We start from the raw sequence: 24,980 nt of genomic DNA, 5'->3' as shown, positions 1-24,980 counted from the left end.
GAAAAGACCTCCTTATCCTATTCAGTATAATTGATTTTTTCAATTAGTCATCCATTTCCCAGCCAGAAACGCAAATTTTTTTGCGCTTCTGAGTGGGTTGGGAGGACTGATTATGGCGCTACCGTTGCTGTAATTGCAGTTACTGTTCCCTTACTAGGTTTTTGTTTGTCTCCATTGATAGATTGTAATGTTGCTCCTGTAAATGTAATAGTTTTTGTAGTACCACTATATGGAACATTCGTAGCAGTTAATGAGTTGGGGCTTCCTTTAGTAACTGTAGCAGTTGTAGCAACACTTTCAAGTTTACCTGCATTATCTAAATATTTTTCTGTTTTTAATGTAGATACTGTAACTGAAGATTGATCTGGCTCATCAGTAAAATATAGATTTGCTGCATTTAGAACATTAATCGCATCCGCTTTTGCTGCGTTATAACGTGTATTTTCAATAATATTTCCAATTGCAGGAATTGCTATTGCGGAGATAATAGCTAAAATAACTATAACAGCTAAAAGCTCAATTAATGTTAAACCCTTTTCATTTTTTGCTATTCTTCCATTTTTTAATTTTTTGAACATGATAGATTCCTCCTTAAAATAATATTTGAAGTGTAATTACACAAACTTCCTTTTTACATATTTTCATATAGTTGGAACATTGGTAAGAATATAGCCGCAACGATGACTCCTACAACTAGAGCCAGTACCACAATCATTAAAGGCTCAATGAGTGACTTCATGGTATCGACGGCACGGTTTACTTCCTCTTCATAAAAATCAGCGATCTTTTCGAGCATGTAATCCAAGGACCCTGTTTTCTCGCCAATTGATGTCATTTGTGTTACAAGCGGTGGAAATAGCCAGCTTTTTTCAAGTGGCTCTGATAATGTGCCACCCTTTTCTAAATTATCGCGCGCTTCCAGTACTACTTTCCCCATTACCGGATTATCACCAACCTTTTCGACAATTGTTAAGGCTTGTAAGATTGGTACGGAGCTGCTAAAGAGTGTTGACAAGGTTCTTGTCATTCTCGCAATAATATCCTTTTGCAAAAGCTGTCCAAAGATTGGCATACGCAGTAAAAATACATTGACGGCATAATGAAACTCTTTATTATTTTTATAGAAATAGTGAAGGCCCACTACTAATACCAATAGCCCTAAAATCACAAGGTACCAAAACTGAATGAGCCAATCACTAATACCCACTACAATGACCGTTATTAACGGCATTTCCAAATTCATTTCTTTAAATGCATCCATAAAGGTTGGCACAATAAACACCATTAAAAACATACCAACCACTAGTGTTAGAAGCGATAAAATCGCTGGATAGGTCATAGCAGATTGAATTTTTTTCTTAATGTTGTATTGCTTCTCTAGTGTGCTTGCAAGACGATCTAATGTATCGTCGACGTTCCCTGTAGCCTCACCAGCACGCATCATATTGACAAATAGCAATGGGAACACTTTTGGGTGTTTGCCTGCTGCATCTGAAAATGCCATACCATTTCGAATATCCTCTTCAACCTGCATCAATGCTCGCTTTAGTGGTTTACTCCGTGTTTGCTCACCCAAAATATGGGTCGCTTCAACAACGGGAACGCCAGCACGAATTAATGTCGCATATTGTCGACAATAAATAACAAATTCCTGGTGCTTTACTTTTGTTCCAAAAGCAATATCTTTATGTAAAATGCTATTTGACTCCTGAAGTTCTCGTGCATTAATTCCTTGTGCTCGAAGCTTTTCCATGGCTACCTTTTTATTCGGTGCCTCGATAATGCCCTTTTTAGGCGCTCCTGTTTTGGTCCGACCACTATAACGAAATATCGTCAACTATAATCACCAGCGTTCATATATGGTCTTGCATCCTCTAGTGAAATCTTACCTGTGGTAATTAGGTGTTGCATGGAATACTCCAATGTGTGCATACCCAATGCTTTACTTGTTTGCATCACACTTGGAATTTGGTGAATTTTTTCGTTACGAATTAAATTTGAAATAGCAGGTGCCTGTACTAAAATTTCTGTCGCAGCAATACGCCCTTTTACATCCTTACGTACAAATAAACGCTGAGAAACAATACCTTGTAGTACATTCGCAAGCTGCACACGAATTTGACTCTGCTGATGCGGTGGAAATACATCGATAATACGGTCGATCGTCGTTGGTGCACTACTTGTATGCAGTGTAGCCATAACTAAATGCCCTGTTTCAGCAGCCGTAATAGCCGTTGAAATGGTTTCATAATCTCGCATCTCCCCAACTAAAATAATATCTGGGTCTTGACGTAATGATGCACGTAAACCATTGGCAAAGCTCATTGTATCGACACCAATCTCACGTTGATTGATGACAGACTTTTTATGTGTATGCAAATATTCAATTGGATCCTCTAACGTAATAATATGTTTAGATCTTGTTTCATTGATGTGATCTATCATTGCTGCCAAGGTAGTTGATTTCCCTGAGCCTGTTGGGCCAGTTACTAAAATTAAGCCTTGTGGTTTTTCCGCAAGCTTATATAACACCTGTGGCATATTGAGTGCTTCAATAGAAGGAATTTTAGCCTCAATTAAACGAGCTGCAATCGTCACTTCATTTCGCTGATGGTATGCATTGACACGGAATCGACATTTCCCAGGCAATGAAAAGTTAAAGTCCGTTTCTCCCTTATCCTCAAATTCCTGTTGTTTATGGACAGGAAGAATGACCTTTACCATTGCCTTCAAATCCTCTGTTTCAAGTGGGATTGTGCCATAATGCTCCAGTTGCCCATGGATACGATATACTGGTGGAATACCTTTTGTTAAATGAAGATCAGATGCTTTTTCTTCAAATGCACGTGTTAATAATTCAACGATTGAATATGCTGTCATTTTTTTCACCCCTAGTCTGCAGTTGCAACACGTAATATTTCTGAAGTGGTTGTTTGGCCTGCTACAACCTTTTGTAATCCATCCACTAATAGGGTATGGTAGCCTTTTTCTTTCATATAATCACGGAGGACGCGATCACCAACACGATTTAAAATCATATCCTTTATTTGGCGATCAACAGGGAGGATTTCATGAATCGCCATACGTCCTCTGTAGCCTGTTTGATTGCAGGCAGGACATCCACGCCCTTTTTTACCATGTGTTTTGCCTTCCACCCCATTCTCCTCAAGTATTTCTAGTTCACGAGAAGTGAATATATATGGTTCAGCACAATCACGACAAACTTTTCGTACAAGACGTTGCGCCATGATTCCTACAAGGGAAGAGGATAATAAAAATGGCTCGATCCCCATGTCATGGAGCCGTGAGATAGATTCGATGGCACTGTTAGTATGCAGTGTACTTAATACTAAATGGCCTGTTAGTGAAGCACGGATAGCAATTTGAGCTGTTTCAAGATCACGAATTTCCCCTACCATTACAATGTCGGGGTCCTGTCGTAAAATTGAGCGTAACCCTACCGCAAATGTTAAGCCGACTTCCTCTTTTACTTGAATCTGATTGATACCATCTAACTGATATTCCACTGGGTCCTCAACCGTAATTATGTTGACGCCTTCTTCATTTAAATGAGAAAGGGCCGCATATAACGTAGAGGACTTACCTGAGCCTGTTGGTCCAGTAATCAGCATCATACCGTTTGGATGGGCTATCATTTTCCTGAAAAGTGCTTCATTACTTGCACTAAAGCCTAATTTATCAATATCATTGGCTGAATTAGTTAAATCTAAAATACGCATAACTACCTTTTCACCATAAACTGTTGGTAGTGTAGCTAAACGGATATCGACAGGTCTAAAATTAACATTGGTTTTAATACGTCCATCCTGCGGAATACGATTTTCTGTAATATTTAAATTTCCCATAATTTTAATACGCGCCAATACGACGTTTTGCATGTGCTTTGGCAAGGATCGCTCAGTACGTAGCACACCATCTACCCGATAGCGGACACGAAGCTCTGTTTCTTGCGGATCAAAATGGATATCACTAGCGCGCTGTGCGACACCATTCGCAATAATTTGATTCACTAAACGAACAATAGGTGAATCCTCATTCTCTATTTCCTCTTGTGTTTCCGTACTTGTGGCAGCCAAATCCAACATTGCCGCATCCATTGATTCCTGTAAATCATAGTATTTTGTTATCGTCCGATATAAATCATCTTTTGCCGCAATACTTGTCTCGATTTGACAGCCTGTCGTCATACGAACTTCCTCAATGGCGAAATAATCCATTGGGTCTTCCATTGCAATAAACAATTTATTTTTTTCTTTGCGAATCGGCATAATATTTGTCCGCTTTGCCAGCTCCGCTGGAATTAGCTGTAATAATTCGGGACTAATTGAAAACTGATTCAAGCTGATATGAGGGATACCAAGCTGGAATTCTAAGACTTCAATAAGCTGCTGCTCTGTTAAGAAATTTTCTTTGATAAGGAAATCTCCAAGCTTCTCATTTTTCATCTTAGTAGTTAATGCGTACTCAAGCTGGTCAGCTGTGATAACACCTGATTCCACCAGTAAATCCCCTAAACGTTTACGCCCTGGCTTCATTGCCATAAACATACCTCCAATCGTTATGGACTTGTTTGTACGAAATTACCACCCTTATCATAGTAGCCATAGACAATTTCTGGTCCATCTTCTTGCTTTGTTTCCTCTGATTTTGAAGGTTTCACATCAGGCAAACCATTACCATCTAAATCCACTTCTAAATCAGGATCTGATGCACCCGCCCCTACGTTCTGAGTAGGCGTTGTGATAATAACAGGCTCCTGCGAAGAACGCGTAACAATTCGATTTTGAGGTGCATAATAATCTCTACTAATGAATTGTTCTTCTGTTGCTCCGTTCTCTACAATGGAACGATATACTTCCACTCTTGAACCCTCTTTACCCTCTTGCTCCACTCTTTCTTGTCCAGCCTTTAACTCCTTCGAATAGCGATAAATAATGCGTGGCTTTACAATTTTATCCTTACTAACACGTACTGTGATGTCCTTGTCTTTCGCGGCTGCAAAAACTTCTATCTTTAATTGATTACCCTCTATAGATGCTTTCAGTTTACCGAGCTGCTCAGACCGATTAATAAATTGTAAGTCTTTTGCTAATGCTGCATTGATATCTGCCTCAATTCCCTGTTGCAAATAGCTTGGATTTATTTCCTGAGAGTGTCTTTCTAAAATTTCGTAATCCGTTTGAAGAATTACACTATATAGCATTGATGCCACAAAATCTAAACCTGCATCATTGACAACCCCAGCCTGTTCACCTAAAAGTGTAAGCAACGAGATGGATTGATTTGGAACTAGATTTACATCATTTAATAACGGAATGATTTTTGCTACTCCTTGACTATTTGCTGGTAGCTCGGCAATCTGAAAGGCAATCCTTTCCCCGGTTTGCATGGAACCTTCATTGATAACGGCTTCGACCTTATGCTCCTTCAAATAGCTGGCTTGTAAGATTAATTTCTGGAGTGTTTTATCTGTATCCCAAACACCTGCTTCTTCTATTTGCTGCGTAATCGCTTCATTGACGGTAACAGGAATGGGAATATGAACGACTTTTTCTTTTTGCCAAAAAGCATACCAAGGCTTTTTTGTCAGTATTTCGTACTGAGCAATAGCTGCTGATGGATCAAAAACAAATTGTTTCGAGTCAATGGTTTTGGCTATACCATCACTAACAATTTCCATTTCGGCTTCTTGCCATTCTGAAATTGCATTTTGGAGCGTAGTTGCTAAATCTACTGTTTTCACATCATGGATCTCAATACCCCCAATGGTTGAAGATTTAGGACCTTCTTTAGCAAAAACTGTGTCATTTAGCACAAATGATGGAACAAAAAATCCCACAATTAGAACAATTACCAAAAACAAGCTAATTATTTTTATGTATGTTTTCATCCACATCATCCTTTATTTAACTTAGTGGTTTTTCTATTTATATACAAATGATACTACAACTATGGTATTCTGGCACTACTAAAATGCAACTTTATTCCGATTTTGACTAGATATTTCACATGAAAATTCAAAAATAATTCAATAATTAGTCACAAAGAACTATGCATAACCTTAAATTTTTTTCGATACATATTTAGAATTTGTTATAATAGCCTTAATTAACTATTTCAATTCATTATCTTTTTGAAATTACATACATATTAAGAATTTTTTATTTTATAATAAATTGAAGCTAACTATATCTTTAGCATTAAAAATAATTATGATATTTAGGAGGTTTTACACACTCTATATGAAATTTATGATTATGAACACCAAATGATGAAAGCTTTGTTAGTGGTCAATCTATTGATAAAGCGTTGCTCCGTGAGGTCCACATGATCATAGGAGTGGACAAAGAAACTGTAAAATAAATCAATAAAATAAAATAGAGCTAAATATCGACATACAATATATTTTCGGTTACTCAACATAGACCAAACTATTGATAGATCAATAGTAATATAGGGAGGGAATTGATTTTGATAAAATATCTTAAAAATAATCAAGGCATGACTTTGATTGAAGTTGTTGCCGCCCTTTTAATAATAGGCATTGTGTTAATTTCATTTTTTGGCTTGCTCGTTCAATCAAATAAGACAACGCACAAGTCAAATGATATTATGGATGCTACTTATGCCGCTCAAGTAAAGATGGAGGAGATTTATAATGCATCTGGTGGAGCTGTTACTTATGAAGATTTAGCAGGTGGCTATGAATTAGATGAAGAGAATGCTAAAACGTCCTCATCTTCTCTACCCACTAACCAAATGTATAAATATCTACCACACGTAGAAGATCGTTTTACCTACTATTTAATATTAGAAACATTTCCTGCAGATACCGCTTATAAAAATGCGGTTTATGTACATCTAGAAGTTATTGAAAATAGTACAAATAGTAAAGCTACAATGGAAAATGTGTATATACTTGGGGGGGCAAAATAAGATGAAATGGCTCTTAAATAGCAAAGGTCTTACATTATTTGAAGTGCTCACAGTCGTTGTTATTCTTGCCGTCGTATCCATGCTGAGTATTAGTATTGTAACATCTGCTACAAAGCAACAACTCGAGCAAAGTACACATAATCGTGAGATTAAGGATTTATCTTTTGCCTTAAAAGTAATTACGAAGGATTTTCGAAAAAGTGATAACCTTATAACAGAATCTGATGATACAACAGACCCTCCGCCAGAATTACACACATTATTGTTAGGTGAGGAAGTTGTATCAACTTATAGATTAGAAAATAATCAAATTATTCGAAATTCAAATGGCAAGGATGAAGTCATTGCATATAAAATATCATCATTTACGATCAGTGGAGGCGCTATTGAAATTATAAGTGAAGATGGTCAAACAGCAGCAACAGATATTACTCAAAGGAGAGGAAAATAATGAGTAAACAAATTAAAAATCAACGAGGTTCAGCACTTGCCCTTGCATTATTTTTAGTTGTGATTATCTCAATCCTTGGTATTTCTTTACTCAGTGTCTCTTCTAACAGTCTAAAACAAGTAGACTATGAACGAAAAGATCAGGCGGTGTTTTATATTGCTGAGGCGGGGATGAGTTTAGCGAAATTAGAAGTAAAAAAAGAATTAACTAAAATTCAAAAAGACTCTTATGAGCAAATTAAGAAGTGGATTGAAAAGGAAAATATAAACAGAAAAAACGCTAAACCCCCATCTTGTTTAACAAAGGCTGAGGCTGAAGCTAAATATAGAAAGATTTTAAATAGTAAATTCGAAGCTTTTCCTCCAGTGCCTAAATCGTATACTATTTCGGCAGAAAAAGTGGCATCTATTGATTTAGACATTGATATACCATCAGATGGAGCACCATTACTTTATCACATTAAAATTAAATCAGAAGGCAGCATTGATGAGGCAAAAAAACGTGAGGTAACACAAGAAATAGAAATTAAACCTAGCCTCCCTTTTTCAGAGAATGTTGACTGTGGTGGTAGCGATGGTGAAGATGATGGGCATCTACCAAGTCCTCCATTAGAAGGTTACTCAGTAATTTCAACTGGAAATATCAATCTAACTGGAAGTGGAAAAATAACTGGTAATGTGTCTACAAATGGAAAACTTATTTATGGGTGGACTTCATGGGTTGAAAATGGCACTATAGGTGTTACTGGTCCTGATAAAATAGAGAATATACAAGCATCTGGTGGGAAGAATAAAGTGAGTCAAATTGTCCCCCCAATAAATATCAACCCAGTTAATTATATACCAAAATCCTTTGGAGATAAGTTTAACATTCCAGGAAATATTCCTTATTTATCCTCCTATCCTGCATTAAGTCCTACAGGGACAAATACAACACTAGGCCAGAATGGCGAAATAAATCTAGGTTACAATGAGCGTAGTCACACTCTTTTGCTTACTGAACATGATACGAAACTGCGAAAACTCTCAGCTAATGAGAACACAAGTCTAACTATTGATTTAGGAAACACTAATGGAGAAAAAAATTTATATATTGATAATTTAAATTTAGGGCAAGTACAAATTTCAATCATAGGCTCTGGAACTCTCAATATTATTTCTAATAATATTTCAACTCTAGCTGGAAGTAGTGGTATTAAAATCAAGGATAAAAATACTACTGCTTTGAATTTATACTATGGTGGTAGCAATGAGTTATTTTTTGGTGGAGATTTAGTCTTTGAAGGCTCTGTTTACAATAAAAATGCTAATATAAAATTACAAGGGAGTCCTAAGTTTTTTGGTAATATTATTTCTACAGGTAAAAAAATCTTAGTACATGGTGGAAATGCCACTGCAAACGGAATGTATGTTATCCTACCTTATGGAGAGGTAGAAGTTTCAGGTTCAGGAAAAGTAAAAGGAATTGTTATGGCTGAAACAATCACTGTTAGCGGTGGAAGCAGTGAAATTATTTTCGGTGAACCTTTTGTTCCCATTGAAACCGAATCAGACAAAGAAATAACAGATTACCCTACTCCAGACGCAGCTGATAATCTTTTTAAGACTAAGGAAACAAGTATGATTGAAAAATAATGTATAAAACAAAACAGTCAATGAGAAATTTTCTTTTAGCTGTTTTTCATCTTTCTTAATTAATAAATCTAAGGATTTTTTCCAACCATAATCGTTGTGGAATCAATCGTCAATAGTTCTAGTTATCTTCACAGAACAGTTTAATCGGCTAATAACTTGCTAAAAAAATGTTTGAAGATGAGGCTCATCTAATCATTTTGAAAGCGTGGAATAATCCACTAATTTCAAGCGAACCTAATTGTCAAAAAATTTATTTATCAACAACATCATTATCATTTTAAAAAGCCAAAGCGTGTTTAACCAACACTTTGGCTTTTTGTATTTGTATGGGTATTACTTTGTATAAATACGATATCCATTTATTTTACTCCTTTTTCCTCAACAACCTACCCGACAATAGCATTCCAATACCACCAATGGTAATAAATAGAACAGCTCTAATCAGTAAATCAAGGGCAGATAAGTCAAAGAAAATTAGCTTAATAAATGCGATAACTAAAATAATAAAGCCTGTTGTGCGCAATGTTTTTAAATGATGTGTGGAACTAATCCATAGTGATACACTAGCAGTTAAGAATAATGTAATAGTTGTAAGAGCGATACTTAGCTTCCAATCAAGGGCGTTGTTAAACGTAAACTGATGGATCAGCCCCCATATTGAAATCATCGTGAGCACAATCCCCGTACTTACAATGGCGTCCACATATTTCCCCAGACGGTCCTCGTACAATCGATAAATAATTCCTTTTACAAGCACATCAGCGACAATCGCTACAATCACTGCTAAATAAATTAATCTAGTGATAGTGTTTAAGCTTTCCAACATTGACACTCTAGTGCTGATCATCAAGGAGACTAGTAGGAAAAATGCACCAAGTACTGGCGTTAATGCACGTCCTTTGTAAGTTTCCTCTACAAATAAAGAACCAGTAAATAAGACAGCTAGTACGATACACACCATATATGGAATGCCATTTGCGGCTGTAAAGTATACGGCATCTAGCTTGCTAATATAGGCTAAGAAATAGCCAGCTGTGACCACTGCTAAAATATCGATTACATACAAATCCTTCATGACCTTTTCAAAAGGTGAGAGTGTCTCTTTTGGACGTCTTGCATATAAATAAATAATGATGAAATAGATGATTGGCATAAATAAGCTTAAATGATCGATGCTGAAAAATGGACTTGGTTCATGGAAAACAAAGTTTAGTGTAAATGTCATCACAAGGGAAAGTGAAGTAACGACCTTCATCATACTTGCACGTATTCGTAAGCTCATCATCACGCCTGCAAATGCAATCAAAGGATACAATAAATCATCCACTTTATTCGGAATATTCAATAGAAGTATCATATTACAGAAGGTGATAAACACAAGTGTCACAGCACTATCCAGTACCTCCTGCCATTTTTGACGATAGCTATAAAACGCTACAGCGCCAAATAAAGCCATAAAAATGAGGAGTAGCATTTCTCCATTTTCAAGAGAACGAATGATTAAATTCAGCAGTAATAAACTAAATGAGCCTAAAGAAAATTGGAGTCCAATGTGAAGTGGCTTCCATTTGGATTGTGCGTTATACAGTAAACACCATATTGCATAAAAGATTGCTAGAATTACAAGTAAGCCAAGTGCAAAAACTACTTGTTGATCACTATTCATAAATGCTACAACACTCACTGCTAGCACTGAAAAGAATGTGGCGATATAAAGGGCTAGTTTTTGCTTGTGCTGGTAAATAACTAATTGCAATGCAGCAAACAATACGACCACAAATAATAAAATAATGACAGCACTAAAATCCATATATTCTAGTAAGTAAGGTAGTAATAATGATGTAAAGGCAACAAAAACAGTTAGTGCTTCATTTTTCTTCAAATAGCTAATAGCAATACCATAGCCAATATAAAGAAGCGTAATGCCTAGTGCTGGAATAAGACCAATGATTTCATATAATATGGCACTTGCTGCGGTTGTTAAAATACCGACAATAAATGCCCCACCATATAAAGAAATCGTTATAGCCGATGAGCCTACTTTCCTACACTCTAGTACATAGGCAATAACCGCCAATCCCAACGATAGTACATAGGCAAGGATGATTTTCACGCCATCCGATAAATAGCCATAGTCACTGACAAGTTTTAGACCCCAAAGTACGCCCATTACTAAAATAACCATGAATACTTTTGGAAGTGCCCACATAACACGTTCCTCCATCGATGGCTGTGGTTGCACTTCTTTTTCCGCTACTTTAGTCGGGATAGGCTTCGACTCCAGTACTGGTTTTGGTTTAATTGGTTCTGATTGCTTGATCATCGACTGTCTGGCATCAAGAGTATTATTTTTTTCAGTGCTTTGCGAACCTTTTAATACTGACAACTCCTGACGTAAATCTGCCATTTCCTCCTCGAGCTTCGCAATTCTGCGCTCCAATTCAAGGGACATTCAATCATCCTCCCCACTTTATCAATTTTCTAACATTATAACATATTTATTCTTGTTGTAAAATTACACTTTTTGTTCATTTTATCTCGGTCTCCGATACATTAAGGCACGTTCACTATCACTAGTGCCACGTGTGGTTGGATCGACAATGACCCCCATTAACACAAAAATGGATAAGACTGTATTTAAAAGAGATGATATTTGCTCACTCATCACACCCGTAAAATCATAGCCAAAAATTGCAGCCACTTGTTGTGCGAGTAAGAGCAACAATGAAAATAGCCCTAGTAAAAATGGAATATGTTGAAGACGAACCTTCCAATTAATTCTCATAAAAGCTCACCTCCCCCCCTCTTGCCACAGTATATGCATAGTGGTTATGTGACACATATGCAAAAATGGAACTCTTGCCAAGTTACTAGGATTTTTTGATAATATTTTGTGATGCAAGCTATTTTCAAACGCAGAAGGCATATTCATATATTTTGTTAGGTTGCCGTATTGTAGAAATGGAAAAGGAGTGAAACGTCCCTACCAATACCAGCTACCTCCCCATTTTTTTATGGCGTCAAGAAATTTTCTACCGTTGATATTTCAACAACATTGAAAAATGCCAAGTCCATTTAAGACTTGGCATTTTAGTTAGAAGAGTAGATGACCAACCAATGCTGCAATTGGAAGAGAAATAAGCGTACGTAGTATAAATAAGACGACTAAATCCAAAAACTTCAATGGAATTTTTGTACCTAAAATAAGTCCACCTACCTCAGACATATAGATCAGCTGTGACACAGAAACAACAGCAATAACAAATCTAGTAACTTCCGATTCAATCCCTGCACCTAAAATAGAGGGTAGAAACATATCGGCAAAGCCTACGACCATTGTTTGCGCTGCTTCAGCCGCTTCAGGCAAGCCAAGGACGGTTAAAATTGGTTCAAACGGTTTTCCTAAAATCGCAAAAATACTTGTAAATTCAGCAAGCATTAAGGCAATTGTCCCAAAAGCCATAACGATAGGGGCCACACCTACCCATAAATCAATTACATTTCTAGAGCCATCTTTGAAAAATTGTCGAGGATCACGATTTGCATGTGCAACAGCAAGTGCATTTTCTAAACCATGTGAAACAGAATTATAGCCCTCTGGTAATTTCTCACGTGAATAATCCACTGGTGTCCCATCTATATATGTATCCTCCTTTTTCGCAAGTGGATAGATTCGAGGCATAATAATGGCTAATACAATTCCACAAAGTACTACTGTCAAATAATAAGGAATAAAATAGCGTGCCAAATGTACAGTATCCAATACAACGATACAGAATGTGATGGACACTACTGAGAAACTTGTGGCAATAATCGCAGCTTCTTTTTTTGTGTAGTTCCCCATCTCATATTGTTTACTGGTCATTAACACACCTATTGTGCCATCACCTACCCATGACGTAAGAGCATCGATTGAAGAACGCCCTGGACTTTTAAACAGTGGCCGCATAATTTTCACCATCATTGTCCCGAAAAATTCAAGTAAACCGAAGTTTGTTAAAAATGGTAAAAGGAAACCCGCAAACAAAAAAATGGTAAATAAAAACGTCACAAGTCCCTCATTTGGATCCATGAGAAGTCCACCCGTATTTTCATTATTGATGGCAGAAGGTCCAAAATTGAAGACCACCATTGAAGCAAAGGCTAAACCGATAATACGAGTAATTGTCCAAAACCAATTAACATAAAACAATGTATCCAACATACTAGGTTCTTTAGCATTTTTACGAGGGATAAATTTCGCTATAAGTGCACCAATTGCAGAGATGGCAAACATTCCAATTGTAAAATAGCTAATGATCGGGGCCACAATCCCCGCTAAAACATTGGCTAATATGGCAATGGGTACTTTCCAGCCCTCTTCCGTTAAAATGGGGGTCATAAATAGAAAGACACCAATTAAAGACGGAATAATGAAGTAAAAATATGTAGCAACAGAATACTTTTTCATTTTTTTATAAAACCTCATCTCTTTTAATCTCAATAATTTATGTATTTTGCATAACAACAATTAAAATAGTGTTTATAAGAAACATTTATTTATCAATTGTTGAACTACTATATAAGCAAAAATATGTTGTTTTCATTCAATATCTCATCCCTCCTTCTGCTATAGAACGATTTTAAAAGCTTTGAAGTATTGAGCATTAAACAGAAAAACACTCAAATTATTCATGTTTTTATAACATAAACGTGATATAAAACTATTGTAAACGCTACAACGCAATTGGTTCAACCTCACAATATTCAGAATATTTATACATTCATAAAATAAAAGCCTAACTTCTTAATTAGAAATTAGACTCCTTTGAATTAGCTAGTAATTCTATGATGCATCAATGATTTTTTAATTGTTTTATTGGACCTTTCGTAACTTCAGTCAGTTTTGAATTGATAGCAAAGATTTTTGCGTTAATAGTAGTGATTCCAAATTCAGCTAGCCTTTTTGAATGCATTGCTATATATTGTTCAGCTGTGCGTTTTGATTCAAATAGATAGATGCCGCCCGCTTCGTTTGTTTCAGGGCTCTCTGTCCAAATTTTCCACAAAAGTCCTTCCTCTTCATAAATACTTTTTGCTAAGTCAGAAAACGCTTCTGCCATCACATCACCAAATGGTCCATCCAATTTAAAATCTACCTGTAATACGTATGTCATTGCCATTCTCCTCATTATTTAGTAGTAATATAACATTCACCAAGTATTTCCTTCATTTCATATTGATCTGATGAAAGCTCTTTTTTCACATAAGATATAACCTCTGACTTTTCCAAATCATACATAACTTCAATTTCTTTCGAAAATAGAAGCTTTTCTTTTCCAAGCAAGCTTAAAAGAGATGGCAGTTGTTTTGGTTGCAGCTCTTCAAAATTGAGAACCTGTTTGAGTCCTTCCACATAGTTTACAAATGGACGCCCACCAACAATTTTCAACCCTTTATTATCTTCATTCATTATAATAATAGTTGGAAATCCTCTTACGCCCAGATTTCTTGCAAGGTCAAAATCTTCATTTAATAACTGTTGCCCGCTTGTTTGTTCTGATTCGTTTACAATAGCCGCTCCATCAAGCCCCAGTCTATTTACAATGTCAATCATAACGGATGTATCTGCTATATTTTGATTAAATACGAATAGCGCTTCTCTTGCTCTGCGCAAATATTCAAATGCTATAGCATCATGCTGATTTTTTTGAATCACTTTAAAAACACGAGATGGTGGATAGGATGATTGCACTGGATTGTTCATCATCACTGTTCCATCTATTGGCATGCGATAATATTCTCCAACTTCTCTCCAGTGTCCTACAACGTCGGCAGGTCCAGATATTCCATTAGCAGGGTCTACTGGACCATCACCCCATTTTTCTAGTAATCCTCCCATAATCGTATGAAAGTTAAAATAGTGTCCGTACTGCTCGATAAAACGTCGAAGAACGGGTTCGAGTGCCCAACAATGAGAACATATTGGATCAGTTACATAGTATACTTCAATGGATTTCTTTGGTTGATTAAAATCAATTATCCCCAATTCCTCCTCGCCAGCTACTCCACATACACCTGTCTCTAAATCACAAACCATTGGATGATTCTTCAATTGACTATCCCCTTTTCTTACTTTCATTAAATATAAATATATAACTCTCTTATTTGCCTTACAGTTGTATTTTATTCATAATAAAATCATCAATAAACCAATAATCTATTTGAATTGTTGTTTATACAACACTTTGAAGAAATTGTTTAAAAAGGAGTGTAAGTAATGACCTCATCTAAGACAGATCTTCGTGTTATACGGACTCGTAAATTAATCATGGATTCTTTCATTACACTTTCTAGTAAAAAAGAGTTCAAGGATATAACGGTTAAGGATATTACGACAGAGGCCATGATTAATCGTGCGACTTTTTATTATCACTTTGAAGATATATATGATTTGTTAGAGAAGGTCCTATCGGAAGTATTATTAATTAATTTGAATGATGACTTTCTACAACATAACGAACTTAATGAAGGAGCTTTCATTATTCTCTTTAAAGCGATAACTAATTTTCAAAAGTCATTGTCTAATCGTTGTCATAGAGGCTATGAAGAGACAATTGCTCGCATTATTAGAGAGCAGCTTGAAATTATCTTTTACAAAATGTTATTGAAACAAAATGTAACGACAGAGAACGAAGCGTTAAAAATGACTGCTGTAATATTAAGCTGGGGAATCTATGGCGCTTCTATAGAATGGAGAACTAGCAATCAGGAGATACAGCCCGAAGAATTTATCAAACCTGCAATTCCTTATTTAATGGCAGGTATTGATGGTCAAAAATAAAAGTGAATAAACACCTATGAAATGCTATAAGTGTTTACTCACTTTTGGTGGTTTAGAGATTTTGTTGTTATGATTATCTTTTTATTTTTGGACAGGAGATACAATAATCATTTGCTTCATCAGAGGTATGATAATAGAAACAACATGTTTTTCTCAAGCGTACAGGTTGCTCCGATTCCATAATTGTCACTTTAGGACCACAATAGTTTGTCAAAGGATTTTTCCTTTCTCCAAAAATGGAGCCTGGTGCTAGGTTTACAATATAGTGATAATCCTCTTGTATACGAGCCTTTTCTTGCTCACTGGCTCCTTCCCCTATTTTCGTTTCATAGAGCCAATTCACATAAATAGCTGTGTTTTCCCATAAGATTGTTTTTGGAATTTTACTTATTTTCGCTAATGACTGCCAAACCTTCGCTAAATTATTCGCAAAGATTTCTCTAAGAACCTCATCACGCCATTTTTCTCGGTCTTCAGTAGGTATTGACACTGTGCGATCGATTAGCCGAATAGTAGGAAGCCAAGGTTTTGAAGATTCCGCTTCTACCCACATATTTTCAATTCTGCAATGTAGTCCTTTATCGTATCTGGACATAGCATAGAAGGCTGAAGCTATCGTTAAGACGCTATAGCGCTTCGCAAACAACGATGCCGTAACTAGAATAGAAGGCGATTGAAAGAAATGGGCAATTTTTTGTAAATAATCTAGAGCTTGTTCATTGTCCAATAAATTTTTGGCATATAAAGAGTATGTAGCATCTACTGCAGGCTCTATCGACAATCGATACTCTCTTAGTAACACGGATGTTTCTTCAGCTGACAGTGATAGGCTCAACAGATCCCTACCTCCTCTAATTCCACTGTTTGAACTGTTCGCCCCTTGCCATGTGGCACACATAAAGGTGTACCAAAAAGCGGATCTTTAATAATGGTACAATCCATACGAAAAACAGCCTGGACCATCTCTGCTGTCACCACTTCCTCTGGCTTGCCTTGGGCATAAACCTGTTTATTACGTACCGCCACAATATGATGGGCATAGCGACAGGCTAAATTTAAATCGTGTAATACCATAACGACAGTACGCCCTTCCTTGTCATTTAAATCAAATAGTAAATCTAAAATTTCTACTTGATGTGCCATATCTAAATAAGTTGTAGGTTCATCTAGTAAAATAAGATCTGTTTTTTGCGCTAATGTCATAGCAATCCATACACGTTGCCGCTGACCACCTGATAATGCATCTACTGGACGATCGGCAAATTCAGTCATCTGTGTTACTGCAAGCGCATTGTTAACAATTTTTTCATCCTCCGTAGACCATTGCTTTAACCAACTTTGGTGTGGATAACGACCTTGCTTAATCAATTGCTGAACAGTTAATCCTTCTGGTGCAACAGGGCCCTGCGGTAGAATAGCTAAACGTTTCGCTACCTCTTTCGTTGAAATGGCATCTAGTTTATTCTCATCTAAAAAAATTTCACCCGACTTCGCTTTTTGTAATCGTGCAAATGTCCGAAGTAGTGTAGATTTTCCACAACCGTTGGCCCCAACTAGTACTGTAATTTTTCCTTTTGGTATTTGAAGATTCAAATCCTCTAAAATAAGATTTTCTCCATAGCTTACATGTAAATTTTGTGCTTCTAAGACATGTTTCAAATTCCTGTCACCTTCTTCTCCGGCTTTTAACTTTTTTATCATGAAGCTTTATTGATTGCGCGTTCTAAATAATAAATAAATAAAGAATGGTGCGCCAATTGCAGCAGTAAAGACTCCTGTAGGTAAATCCTTCGGTAAAAAGGCTGTGCGTGCCACCATATCAGCCACAATGACAATGATTCCACCTATAATAGCTGTCACAGGAATTAATCCTGCAAAGGAACGCCCAACAAGCATTCTGCTCATATGAGGGGCCACTAATCCAACAAAGGCAATGCCACCGGCAAAAGCTACTGCAGAACCAGCTAGCATGACACTAATGAGTAGAAAAAGTAAACGATACACTTGTACTTTTACTCCTAGCCCTATCGCTATTTCATCGCCTAATTCCTTCACATTCACCGTTCTTGCTAAAATAAATGTTAGTGGCACTAAAATGACTAGCCACGGTAATAGCAAATAGACATCCTGCATATTGGCCCCATACAAACTACCTGTCAGCCATAAATAGGCTTTCGTTGTAGCGGCTACATTACTGATTACAAGCAGCATCGTCACAACCGCCTTTGCTAAAGCTGAGATGCCAATTCCAATTAGTACCATTCGAATTGGTGTGACTCCTTTTCTCCATGATAGTAGGTAAATGATGAAGGAGACAATACCAGCACCTAATATAGCAGCTAACGGTAAAAATTGAATGCTGACTGATCCCATAAAGTACACGATAAAAATAATTGCCCCCATCGATGCTCCGCTCGTTATACCAATAATATCTGGGGCAGCAAGAGGATTACGGATAATTCCTTGTAAAATTAAACCGGCAACTCCCAGCGCAGCACCAACTAATAAGGCCATCAACACACGCGGGAGCCTTAATGTATGTAAGACAAAATCGTAATCTCCATTGCCATAGCCTAATAATTCTTTCACCACTGTGACAGGATGGATAAACTCGCTCCCCGCAGATAAACCAAGAACCGTAATGAGGACTAATAATAAGCTTAAAAGTAGTAGAATCCAAGCCGTTCTTTTAGCAATTTGAAAAGATATACGATTAGTTTTCGTTCTAACCGACACATAATTAGGCATTTTTTGCTAACCCCTTTCGTGCAATATAAATAAAGAAAGGAGCTCCGATTAAGGCAGTCATGACACCAATCGGCATTTCCAATGGCATAATCACATATCTTGCCGCAATATCAGCCAACAGTAGCAATATTGCTCCTAATACGGCACTGTAGGGAATAATCCAGCGATAATCTGTGCCAACAAGTTGGATCGCCATATGAGGGACAATCAAGCCAATAAACCCTATTGAACCTGCAACAGCTACTGAACTGCCTGCCAGTATGATAATAATTATGCCTAGTGTGATTTTCGTGAGCATTGTTCGTTGTCCTAATCCTTTGGCAATATCATCTCCTGATTGTAAAATATTGATTGAACGCCCCATAAATATTGCCACAACTGTCACTCCTAAAATAAACGGTAGGACAGGCACGAGCATTTCAATACTACGCCCCGATACAGAACCTGCTAACCAAAACAGGACACTTTGTAAACCTTGTTCATCGATGACTAAAAGCCCCTGCGTAAACGAGACAAACAGAGCTGTAATCGCTGCACCAGCTAATACTATTTTTATCGGTGTTAACCCATCTCTTCCTAATGAGCCTAGGAAAAAAACCATCGCCCCCGCTGCACCTGCCCCTAAAAAGGCAATCCACATATAGCTCATTAAAGATTGAACGGAAAAAAGAGTAATAGCACTGACAATAAAAAATATGGCCCCTGCATTAATACCTAAAATATCAGGAGCTGCTAAAGGATTTCTTGTTAATGCTCGCATTAATGCGCCCGCAATGGCAAGGCTTGCGCCAACTACTGTAGCGATCACAGCTCTTGTAAATCTAGATGTTCGAATAATGACATGCTCCTTGTTAGCAGCATCAAAATGAAAAATAGCATCATAGATTGACGAAAAAGGTATGGATGTTTGACCAATAGCTATGCTGAATATAAATGCCAGCAAAAGAATCAAACAGCTGATGAATAAACCTATTTGTTTCATCGGTGTACTGGAAAGAATAATTCTCATGTTATGCCAACTTTCTTGATCCACGATTTAGCTTATGTAGGTTTCAATTATGCTCAAACACTACAATGAGAGGGCTGTTATTCAAGTATTCTCTAACACTTTTAACAGCCCATCCTTCATTCACTATTTTTCTAATTCAAACTTGTCATAAATATCATCTAGCATTAAATTAGCACTAGTAATACCACCTGCTAGATTCCAATTAATTTCATCTACCTGATAAACTTGATTCGCTTTCACTGCGTCAAGCTCTTTCCAAAGTGGATGGTTTGTCCAATCTTCATAAGTTTTTTTCACTGTCTCATCATTTTCCATAAACATATAAATAACATCAGCATTCATTTGTGTGATGCTTTCCTTGTCAGTTAGCTTCACAATTTCTAAAGAATCATCTGTTAAATTTTTAGGACCTTGGAATCCAAGCTCAGATAAAATAGAACCCGCATAACCTGTCACATAAATACGAGCATGGTCTGCTCTGAAGTTGACAACAGAAACATGGAATGGCCATTTATCGCCAAGCTTCTCTTTGATTTTTGTTTGGAAATCAGCTACTCGTGTATCCCAATCGCCAAGTAATTCATTCACCTTATCTTCTTGATTCATTGCTTGACCCATCATTTCAGCTGTACCTTTGAAATCGAAAACCGTTTCATGAGCAACTGTTGGTGCAATCTGCGATAACTGATCATAAATTTCTTCATGACGTACTTTAGAAGCAATAATTAAATCTGGTTTAAGCTTTGCAATTTCTTCAAGGTTTGGTTGTGTTTCTTGTCCTACAATTGCAACGCCATCAAGCTCATTCTTCATATAATTATAAACAGGCGCTTCTGCCCAAGATTCTACTACCCCAACTGGTTTAATGCCCATAGCAACTGCAACATCTGTTGCGCCTTGATATAGTGTAACGATTTTTGTAGGTGTGCCTTCAATCGTTGTAGTACCCATTGCATGTGTAATCTCACGACTAGAAGATTCTGATTCAGTGTTGCTTTCTTCTGCTTTGTCGTTCTCTTGTGAACTACTGGAGTTCGATGTTTTCTCCCCACACCCAACTAATAATAACGCGAAGGTTAATAGTAGTGTGAAAAGTACAAAAAAGTTCTTTTTTTGCAGTGATAATTTTGGCATACATTTCCTCCTAAGAAATAATCGACAACGATAATCATTATCAATTAAAGAGTATACTGTACGATTGTTTTATTGACAATATCTATTTTTTCAAAAAACATACTTTTTTAATAAAAATTTATTTTACATTATGACGCTAGGAAGAACGTTATTTGAAAAACCTATTCATCGTGTTGAAAACCAAGCATTTGGATGGTTGTTAGACTCATTATCTTCACTTTGAAAATATGTGCTATTTTGTTCACTACTGTTAGACATGAAAGAAGTTTTGCAGCATGATCAGGGGAGGATCATCGCCCTTTGGAAAGGACGATGATGGAACGGAAAACGCCTCGCCCCGCGAAATTGCTTTTCCTGCCGTTGACATCATCATTTTCAACAATATGTCATGCTTTCATTTCACTCAAAGACGTAGGCAAATTGATTATAGATTTTCTACTATTTTAGTTACTTGTTAGATTTACCTATGCATTAATAGGCAAATAAATAGACCCTATCGACGTATATCTCATATCTTAATAATGAACTACAACTTATCAAAACAGGAGGTAATAACATGTTTCAACGAAGACGCCATCCGGCAAAAGGTCCACACTGCTGTCCGCCACAAATGATGCCAATGCAATATGATCCACCACAATTTTTACCACCAGAGCAATATGTACGCACAAATTATATCCATACAGTTGTTCCACACGTACAACCTGCACATGTTACAACAGTGAACAAACATATGATTGATCATCAGTATTATTTCCCATGCACAGAATCTGTCGTGAATGAATGCTGTGAAACACATACAATGTGCGGTATGCCACCTAACCCTTGCCATATGCCACACCATCATAAACATATGCGCTAATACTAAAATAACGATGGGGTTGTCATATGACCCCATCGTTCCTAATATGTTCAGAAAAAAACCGAGTACCCTTTATCAGGCACTCGGTATCTTTATGATTAATACATTTTTAAATATTGATCGCGTTCCCATTGATGAACAGTTGTACGGTACATATCGAACTCGATTTCTTTTGCTTCTTTAAAGTTTGCATAAATATGCTCACCTAATGCTTCCTGTGCTACTTGATCTTTAGCAAGTAATGTTAGTGCATCATCAAGTGCTGCAGGTAGGTTTTCAATACCATTTGCTTGACGCTCTTCTTCCGACATCACATAGATGTTGCGGTTAATAGCAGCAGGTGGTGTTAGGCTTTGACGAATACCTTCAAGACCTGCTTCTAAAATAACTGCCATCGCTAAATATGGGTTTGCAGAAGGGTCTACAGAGCGTACTTCAACACGAGTTGAAAGGCCACGTGCAGATGGAATACGAATTAATGGTGAACGGTTTTGTGCAGACCATGCTACATAACATGGTGCTTCATAACCTGGTACTAGACGTTTATAAGAGTTAACTGTTGGGTTTGTTACAGCTGTGAAACCTTGTACGTGTGCAAGAACACCCGCCATGAATTGCATAGCTGTTTCAGAAAGACCTAATTCTGTAGATTCATCATAGAACGCATTTTCTTTGCCTTTAAATAGTGACACGTTAAAGTGCATACCAGAGCCCGCTTCACCAAATAGTGGTTTTGGCATAAATGTAGCGTGTAAGCCATGTTTACGAGCGATTGTTTTAACCACTAATTTGAATGTTTGGATGTTATCACATGCAGTAACAGCATCCGCATATTTAAAGTCGATTTCGTGTTGTCCTGGAGCTACCTCATGGTGTGATGCTTCAATTTCAAAGCCCATTTCTTCTAGCTCTAACACGATATCACGACGGCAATTTTCACCAAGGTCTGTTGGCGCTAAATCGAAATAACCACCATGGTCATTTACTTCTAATGTTGGTTCGCCTTTTGCATCTAATTTGAATAAGAAGAATTCTGGCTCAGGCCCTAAATTGAAGCTTGAGAAGCCCATTTCTTCCATTTTTTTAAGAATTCGTTTTAGGTTGTTACGTGGGTCACCAGCAAACGGTTCGCCTTTCGCAGTGTATACATCACAGATAAAACGTGCTACTTTCCCTTTTTCAGAAGTCCAAGGGAATACTACGAAAGTATCAAGATCAGGATATAAATACATATCAGATTCTTCGATTCGAACGAAACCTTCAATAGATGAGCCATCAAACATCATTTTATTTTCAAGTGCTTTGTCTAATTGACTTACAGGAATCTCAACATTTTTGATAGTGCCAAGAATATCTGTAAATTGTAAACGAATAAAGCTTACGTTTTTTTCTTCGATGAGACGTTTAATGTCCTCTTTTGTGTATTTACCCACAGTTTTCCACACTCCTATAATTTGTCTAGCTTTTATGTTTACCCTACTCTATTTATTAATAGAATCGAGATAAATCCCCTCTTCGGATGGACGATTTTTGCATGCGCTGTGCTTGACGCATTTCTTCGCGCATAATTTGGCGTAATTCTGAATCACTTAAATCTTGCTCATCAGTTGTTGCAACAGGATTTTTCTTTTTAGCAAATATTTTTTTAATCTTCGCCATATTCATACCCTGTTCTAAGTAATCTTTAACCTCAAGCAATGTGTCGACGTCATTTAGTGAAAACATACGTCGATTGCCTTCTGTTCGGTGCGGCTCAATTAAATGGTGTTCTTCATAATAACGAATTTGTCTTGCCGAAAGCTCTGTTAATTGCATCACAATACTCATCGATAATAACGGCATAGTTCGTCTAATTTCACGACTCATTTAAGTCCTCCTCCAATACCCGCTTATCATATAACGAAATTTTTTTACTGTCAACCAACCATGTAAGGTTATCTAACATGGTTGGCACTATTTTTTTCAATTCGATTAAAAATTGTAAAAAACTATTCATATTTAGGCTTTATCTATTGTCTTGTTATGCTTTTTGAATGGCTTGAACCGCACTGCAAATAGCAAATTTAACGTGTTCATATGTTAGTCCCCCCTGGATAAATGCTGTATATGGAGGTCGTATTGGGCCATCCGCTGTTAGCTCAATGCTGGACCCCTGAATAAATGTTCCAGCTGCCATAATGACATCATCTTCATAGCCTGGCATATAGGCTGGTTCAGGAGCATAATGGGCATTTATCGGTGAGTTCGCTTGTATTTCACGACAAAAATCAATCATTTGCTGAGCCGTTTGGAACGATACTGATTGAATTAAATCTGTACGCTTCGCGTGATAGCTCGGAGAAGTGCTTATGCCGATTTCCTCAAGCATTGAAGCTGTAAATATCGCCCCTTTTAGTGCTTGCGATACAACATGTGGTGCTAGGAAAAACCCTTGATAAAAATCACCTAGTGTATTTAATGTGGCCCCCGCTTCTGCTCCAATACCTGGAGATGTCATACGATAGGCACATTTCTCCACTAAATCTGCGCGTCCAGCAATATAGCCACCAATTTTAGCCAAGCCTCCACCTGGATTTTTAATGAGCGAGCCTGCCATTAAGTCAGCCCCAACCTCTGTAGGTTCCTGGGCCTCTACAAACTCGCCATAGCAGTTATCTACAAAAATAATAGCTTTCGGAGCTATTTTACGTACCTTTACACACATTTCTGCAATTTCTTCAATTGTAAAGGATGGACGTGTTGCGTAGCCTTTTGAACGCTGAATCGCAATCATTTTGGTTTGTGCTGTAATGGCCGCTTCTACACCTGCCCAATCAATAACCTGATTATCTAGTAAATCCACATGTCGATAACCGATTTTATAATCTTTCAGTGAACCTGTATCTTTATCACCACCATCGACAATGGATTGCAATGTATCATATGGCTGACCAGAAATATAAAGCAGCTCATCACCAGGACGCAAAACACCGAATAGACTAAGCGTGATTGCATGTGTGCCTGAAATAATTTGTGGTCGGACTATGGCTGCCTCTGCACCAAATACCTCCGCATAAACACGCTCTAGATTATCGCGCCCCTCATCATCATAGCCATAGCCGTTTGATGGGTGTAAATGATAATCACTTACTTGATGCTTTCTGAAAGCTGCTAGCACCTTCTGCTGATTGTAGAACGCCATTTCTTCTACATTGGCATGATAAGGCCGAACTTGCTCCTCTACTTTTGCCGCTAGCAATAGCGTTTCTGTTGATAAATTTGATGTAAACGTCATTCTTTCTTCTCCATTTCACAATGTCTCGCATTTCAATCAGTAAGATTTATTGACTATCTAAATTGACTTCAATCACTCTAGAATTCCC

Annotated in this window: 23 protein-coding genes; 5 read left to right on the top strand and 18 right to left on the bottom strand. The window is 37.2% G+C overall.

What is annotated here, in order from left to right:
- Positions 1-110: 110 nt before the first annotated feature.
- Genes NYE73_RS05865 through NYE73_RS05845 form a run of 5 tightly spaced genes read right to left on the bottom strand, consistent with a single transcriptional unit; the run spans position 111 to position 5,911 of the window.
- Positions 111-578, bottom strand: a complete 468-nt coding sequence (locus NYE73_RS05865; protein WP_259950919.1) for a prepilin-type N-terminal cleavage/methylation domain-containing protein — start codon at positions 576-578, stop codon at positions 111-113.
- Positions 579-631: 53 nt separating this feature from the next.
- Entirely contained in the window at positions 632-1,837 is a 1,206-nt protein-coding gene (locus tag NYE73_RS05860) for a type II secretion system F family protein (protein ID WP_259950918.1), read from the bottom strand.
- Positions 1,834-2,880: a type IV pilus twitching motility protein PilT gene (locus NYE73_RS05855; protein ID WP_048391346.1), complete on the bottom strand. Its 1,047-nt coding sequence runs from the start codon at positions 2,878-2,880 to the stop codon at positions 1,834-1,836. Before NYE73_RS05855 ends, NYE73_RS05860 begins: the two co-directional genes overlap by 4 nt.
- A gap of 11 nt (positions 2,881-2,891) precedes the next feature.
- Positions 2,892-4,562, bottom strand: coding sequence for a GspE/PulE family protein (locus NYE73_RS05850; RefSeq protein ID WP_374805857.1), 1,671 nt, complete (start codon positions 4,560-4,562; stop codon positions 2,892-2,894).
- A gap of 17 nt (positions 4,563-4,579) precedes the next feature.
- Complete coding sequence (locus tag NYE73_RS05845; protein WP_259950917.1) at positions 4,580-5,911, bottom strand: G5 domain-containing protein; 1,332 nt, start codon at positions 5,909-5,911, stop codon at positions 4,580-4,582.
- A 581-nt stretch (positions 5,912-6,492) separates the two neighbouring features.
- On the opposite strand from NYE73_RS05845, the gene NYE73_RS05840 reads away from it, so the two are divergent.
- From NYE73_RS05840 to NYE73_RS05830, 3 genes are read left to right on the top strand one after another with little or no spacing between them, the layout of a single operon-like run.
- Positions 6,493-6,957, top strand: a complete 465-nt coding sequence (locus NYE73_RS05840) for a type IV pilus modification PilV family protein (RefSeq protein ID WP_259950916.1) — start codon at positions 6,493-6,495, stop codon at positions 6,955-6,957.
- A 1-nt stretch (position 6,958) separates the two neighbouring features.
- Positions 6,959-7,408, top strand: a complete 450-nt coding sequence (locus NYE73_RS05835; RefSeq protein ID WP_259950915.1) for a PulJ/GspJ family protein — start codon at positions 6,959-6,961, stop codon at positions 7,406-7,408.
- Complete coding sequence (locus NYE73_RS05830) at positions 7,408-9,042, top strand: hypothetical protein (RefSeq protein WP_259950914.1); 1,635 nt, start codon at positions 7,408-7,410, stop codon at positions 9,040-9,042. The genes NYE73_RS05835 and NYE73_RS05830 overlap by 1 nt, the downstream gene beginning before the upstream one ends.
- 364 nt (positions 9,043-9,406) lie before the next feature.
- On the opposite strand, the gene NYE73_RS05825 is transcribed toward NYE73_RS05830, so the two are convergent.
- The 5 genes from NYE73_RS05825 to NYE73_RS05805 all read right to left on the bottom strand — a co-directional run bounded on the left by NYE73_RS05825 (position 9,407) and on the right by NYE73_RS05805 (position 15,136).
- A complete protein-coding gene (locus tag NYE73_RS05825) occupies positions 9,407-11,494 on the bottom strand; it encodes a DUF2339 domain-containing protein (RefSeq protein WP_259950913.1) in 2,088 nt (695 codons plus the stop codon).
- An 81-nt stretch (positions 11,495-11,575) separates the two neighbouring features.
- Positions 11,576-11,827, bottom strand: a complete 252-nt coding sequence (locus NYE73_RS05820; protein ID WP_054550579.1) for a phage holin — start codon at positions 11,825-11,827, stop codon at positions 11,576-11,578.
- 309 nt (positions 11,828-12,136) lie between these two features.
- A complete protein-coding gene (locus tag NYE73_RS05815) occupies positions 12,137-13,492 on the bottom strand; it encodes a YjiH family protein (protein ID WP_115673529.1) in 1,356 nt (451 codons plus the stop codon).
- A 385-nt stretch (positions 13,493-13,877) separates the two neighbouring features.
- A complete protein-coding gene (locus NYE73_RS05810; protein WP_054550573.1) occupies positions 13,878-14,198 on the bottom strand; it encodes a monooxygenase in 321 nt (106 codons plus the stop codon).
- A gap of 14 nt (positions 14,199-14,212) precedes the next feature.
- On the bottom strand, positions 14,213-15,136 hold the full coding sequence (locus NYE73_RS05805; protein ID WP_054550572.1) for a DsbA family protein: 924 nt from the start codon (positions 15,134-15,136) through the stop codon (positions 14,213-14,215).
- Between the two features lie 165 nt (positions 15,137-15,301).
- Between NYE73_RS05805 and NYE73_RS05800 the strand changes: the two genes are divergently transcribed.
- Complete coding sequence (locus NYE73_RS05800) at positions 15,302-15,865, top strand: TetR/AcrR family transcriptional regulator (protein ID WP_115673531.1); 564 nt, start codon at positions 15,302-15,304, stop codon at positions 15,863-15,865.
- A 73-nt stretch (positions 15,866-15,938) separates the two neighbouring features.
- Here NYE73_RS05800 and NYE73_RS05795 read toward each other — a convergent pair whose 3' ends face one another.
- The 5 genes from NYE73_RS05795 to NYE73_RS05775 all read right to left on the bottom strand — a co-directional run bounded on the left by NYE73_RS05795 (position 15,939) and on the right by NYE73_RS05775 (position 20,756).
- Positions 15,939-16,700, bottom strand: a complete 762-nt coding sequence (locus tag NYE73_RS05795; RefSeq protein ID WP_259950912.1) for an IucA/IucC family C-terminal-domain containing protein — start codon at positions 16,698-16,700, stop codon at positions 15,939-15,941.
- A complete protein-coding gene (locus tag NYE73_RS05790; protein ID WP_241490017.1) occupies positions 16,697-17,566 on the bottom strand; it encodes an ABC transporter ATP-binding protein in 870 nt (289 codons plus the stop codon). The genes NYE73_RS05795 and NYE73_RS05790 overlap by 4 nt, the downstream gene beginning before the upstream one ends.
- A 6-nt stretch (positions 17,567-17,572) precedes the next feature.
- Positions 17,573-18,613: a FecCD family ABC transporter permease gene (locus NYE73_RS05785; protein ID WP_054550570.1), complete on the bottom strand. Its 1,041-nt coding sequence runs from the start codon at positions 18,611-18,613 to the stop codon at positions 17,573-17,575.
- Positions 18,606-19,622 carry a FecCD family ABC transporter permease gene (locus NYE73_RS05780; RefSeq protein WP_054550569.1) on the bottom strand — a complete coding sequence of 339 codons (1,017 nt, stop codon included), beginning with the start codon at positions 19,620-19,622 and terminating at the stop codon, positions 18,606-18,608. The genes NYE73_RS05785 and NYE73_RS05780 overlap by 8 nt, the downstream gene beginning before the upstream one ends.
- 123 nt (positions 19,623-19,745) lie before the next feature.
- A complete protein-coding gene (locus NYE73_RS05775; RefSeq protein WP_048391385.1) occupies positions 19,746-20,756 on the bottom strand; it encodes an ABC transporter substrate-binding protein in 1,011 nt (336 codons plus the stop codon).
- 556 nt (positions 20,757-21,312) lie between these two features.
- On the opposite strand from NYE73_RS05775, the gene NYE73_RS05770 reads away from it, so the two are divergent.
- Positions 21,313-21,618 carry a CotD family spore coat protein gene (locus NYE73_RS05770; RefSeq protein ID WP_016991980.1) on the top strand — a complete coding sequence of 102 codons (306 nt, stop codon included), beginning with the start codon at positions 21,313-21,315 and terminating at the stop codon, positions 21,616-21,618.
- Positions 21,619-21,716: 98 nt separating this feature from the next.
- On the opposite strand, the gene glnA is transcribed toward NYE73_RS05770, so the two are convergent.
- From glnA to NYE73_RS05755, 3 genes are all read right to left on the bottom strand, one after another.
- A complete protein-coding gene (gene glnA, locus NYE73_RS05765) occupies positions 21,717-23,051 on the bottom strand; it encodes a type I glutamate--ammonia ligase (protein ID WP_004225810.1) in 1,335 nt (444 codons plus the stop codon).
- Positions 23,052-23,106: 55 nt separating this feature from the next.
- The gene (locus NYE73_RS05760) at positions 23,107-23,484 is read right to left on the bottom strand and encodes a MerR family transcriptional regulator (RefSeq protein WP_004225812.1); all 378 of its coding nucleotides are present in this window, start codon (positions 23,482-23,484) and stop codon (positions 23,107-23,109) included.
- 154 nt (positions 23,485-23,638) lie between these two features.
- The gene (locus NYE73_RS05755) at positions 23,639-24,892 is read right to left on the bottom strand and encodes a methionine gamma-lyase family protein (protein WP_259950911.1); all 1,254 of its coding nucleotides are present in this window, start codon (positions 24,890-24,892) and stop codon (positions 23,639-23,641) included.
- Between the last annotated feature and the right edge of the window lie 88 nt (positions 24,893-24,980).

It is taken from the genome of Lysinibacillus sp. FSL K6-0102, from assembly GCF_038003545.1.
In the GTDB taxonomy this organism is placed as follows: domain Bacteria; phylum Bacillota; class Bacilli; order Bacillales_A; family Planococcaceae; genus Lysinibacillus; species Lysinibacillus capsici.
The sequence above is the reverse complement of the archived record's forward strand: the minus strand, read 5'-3'. Positions and strand labels throughout refer to the sequence as shown.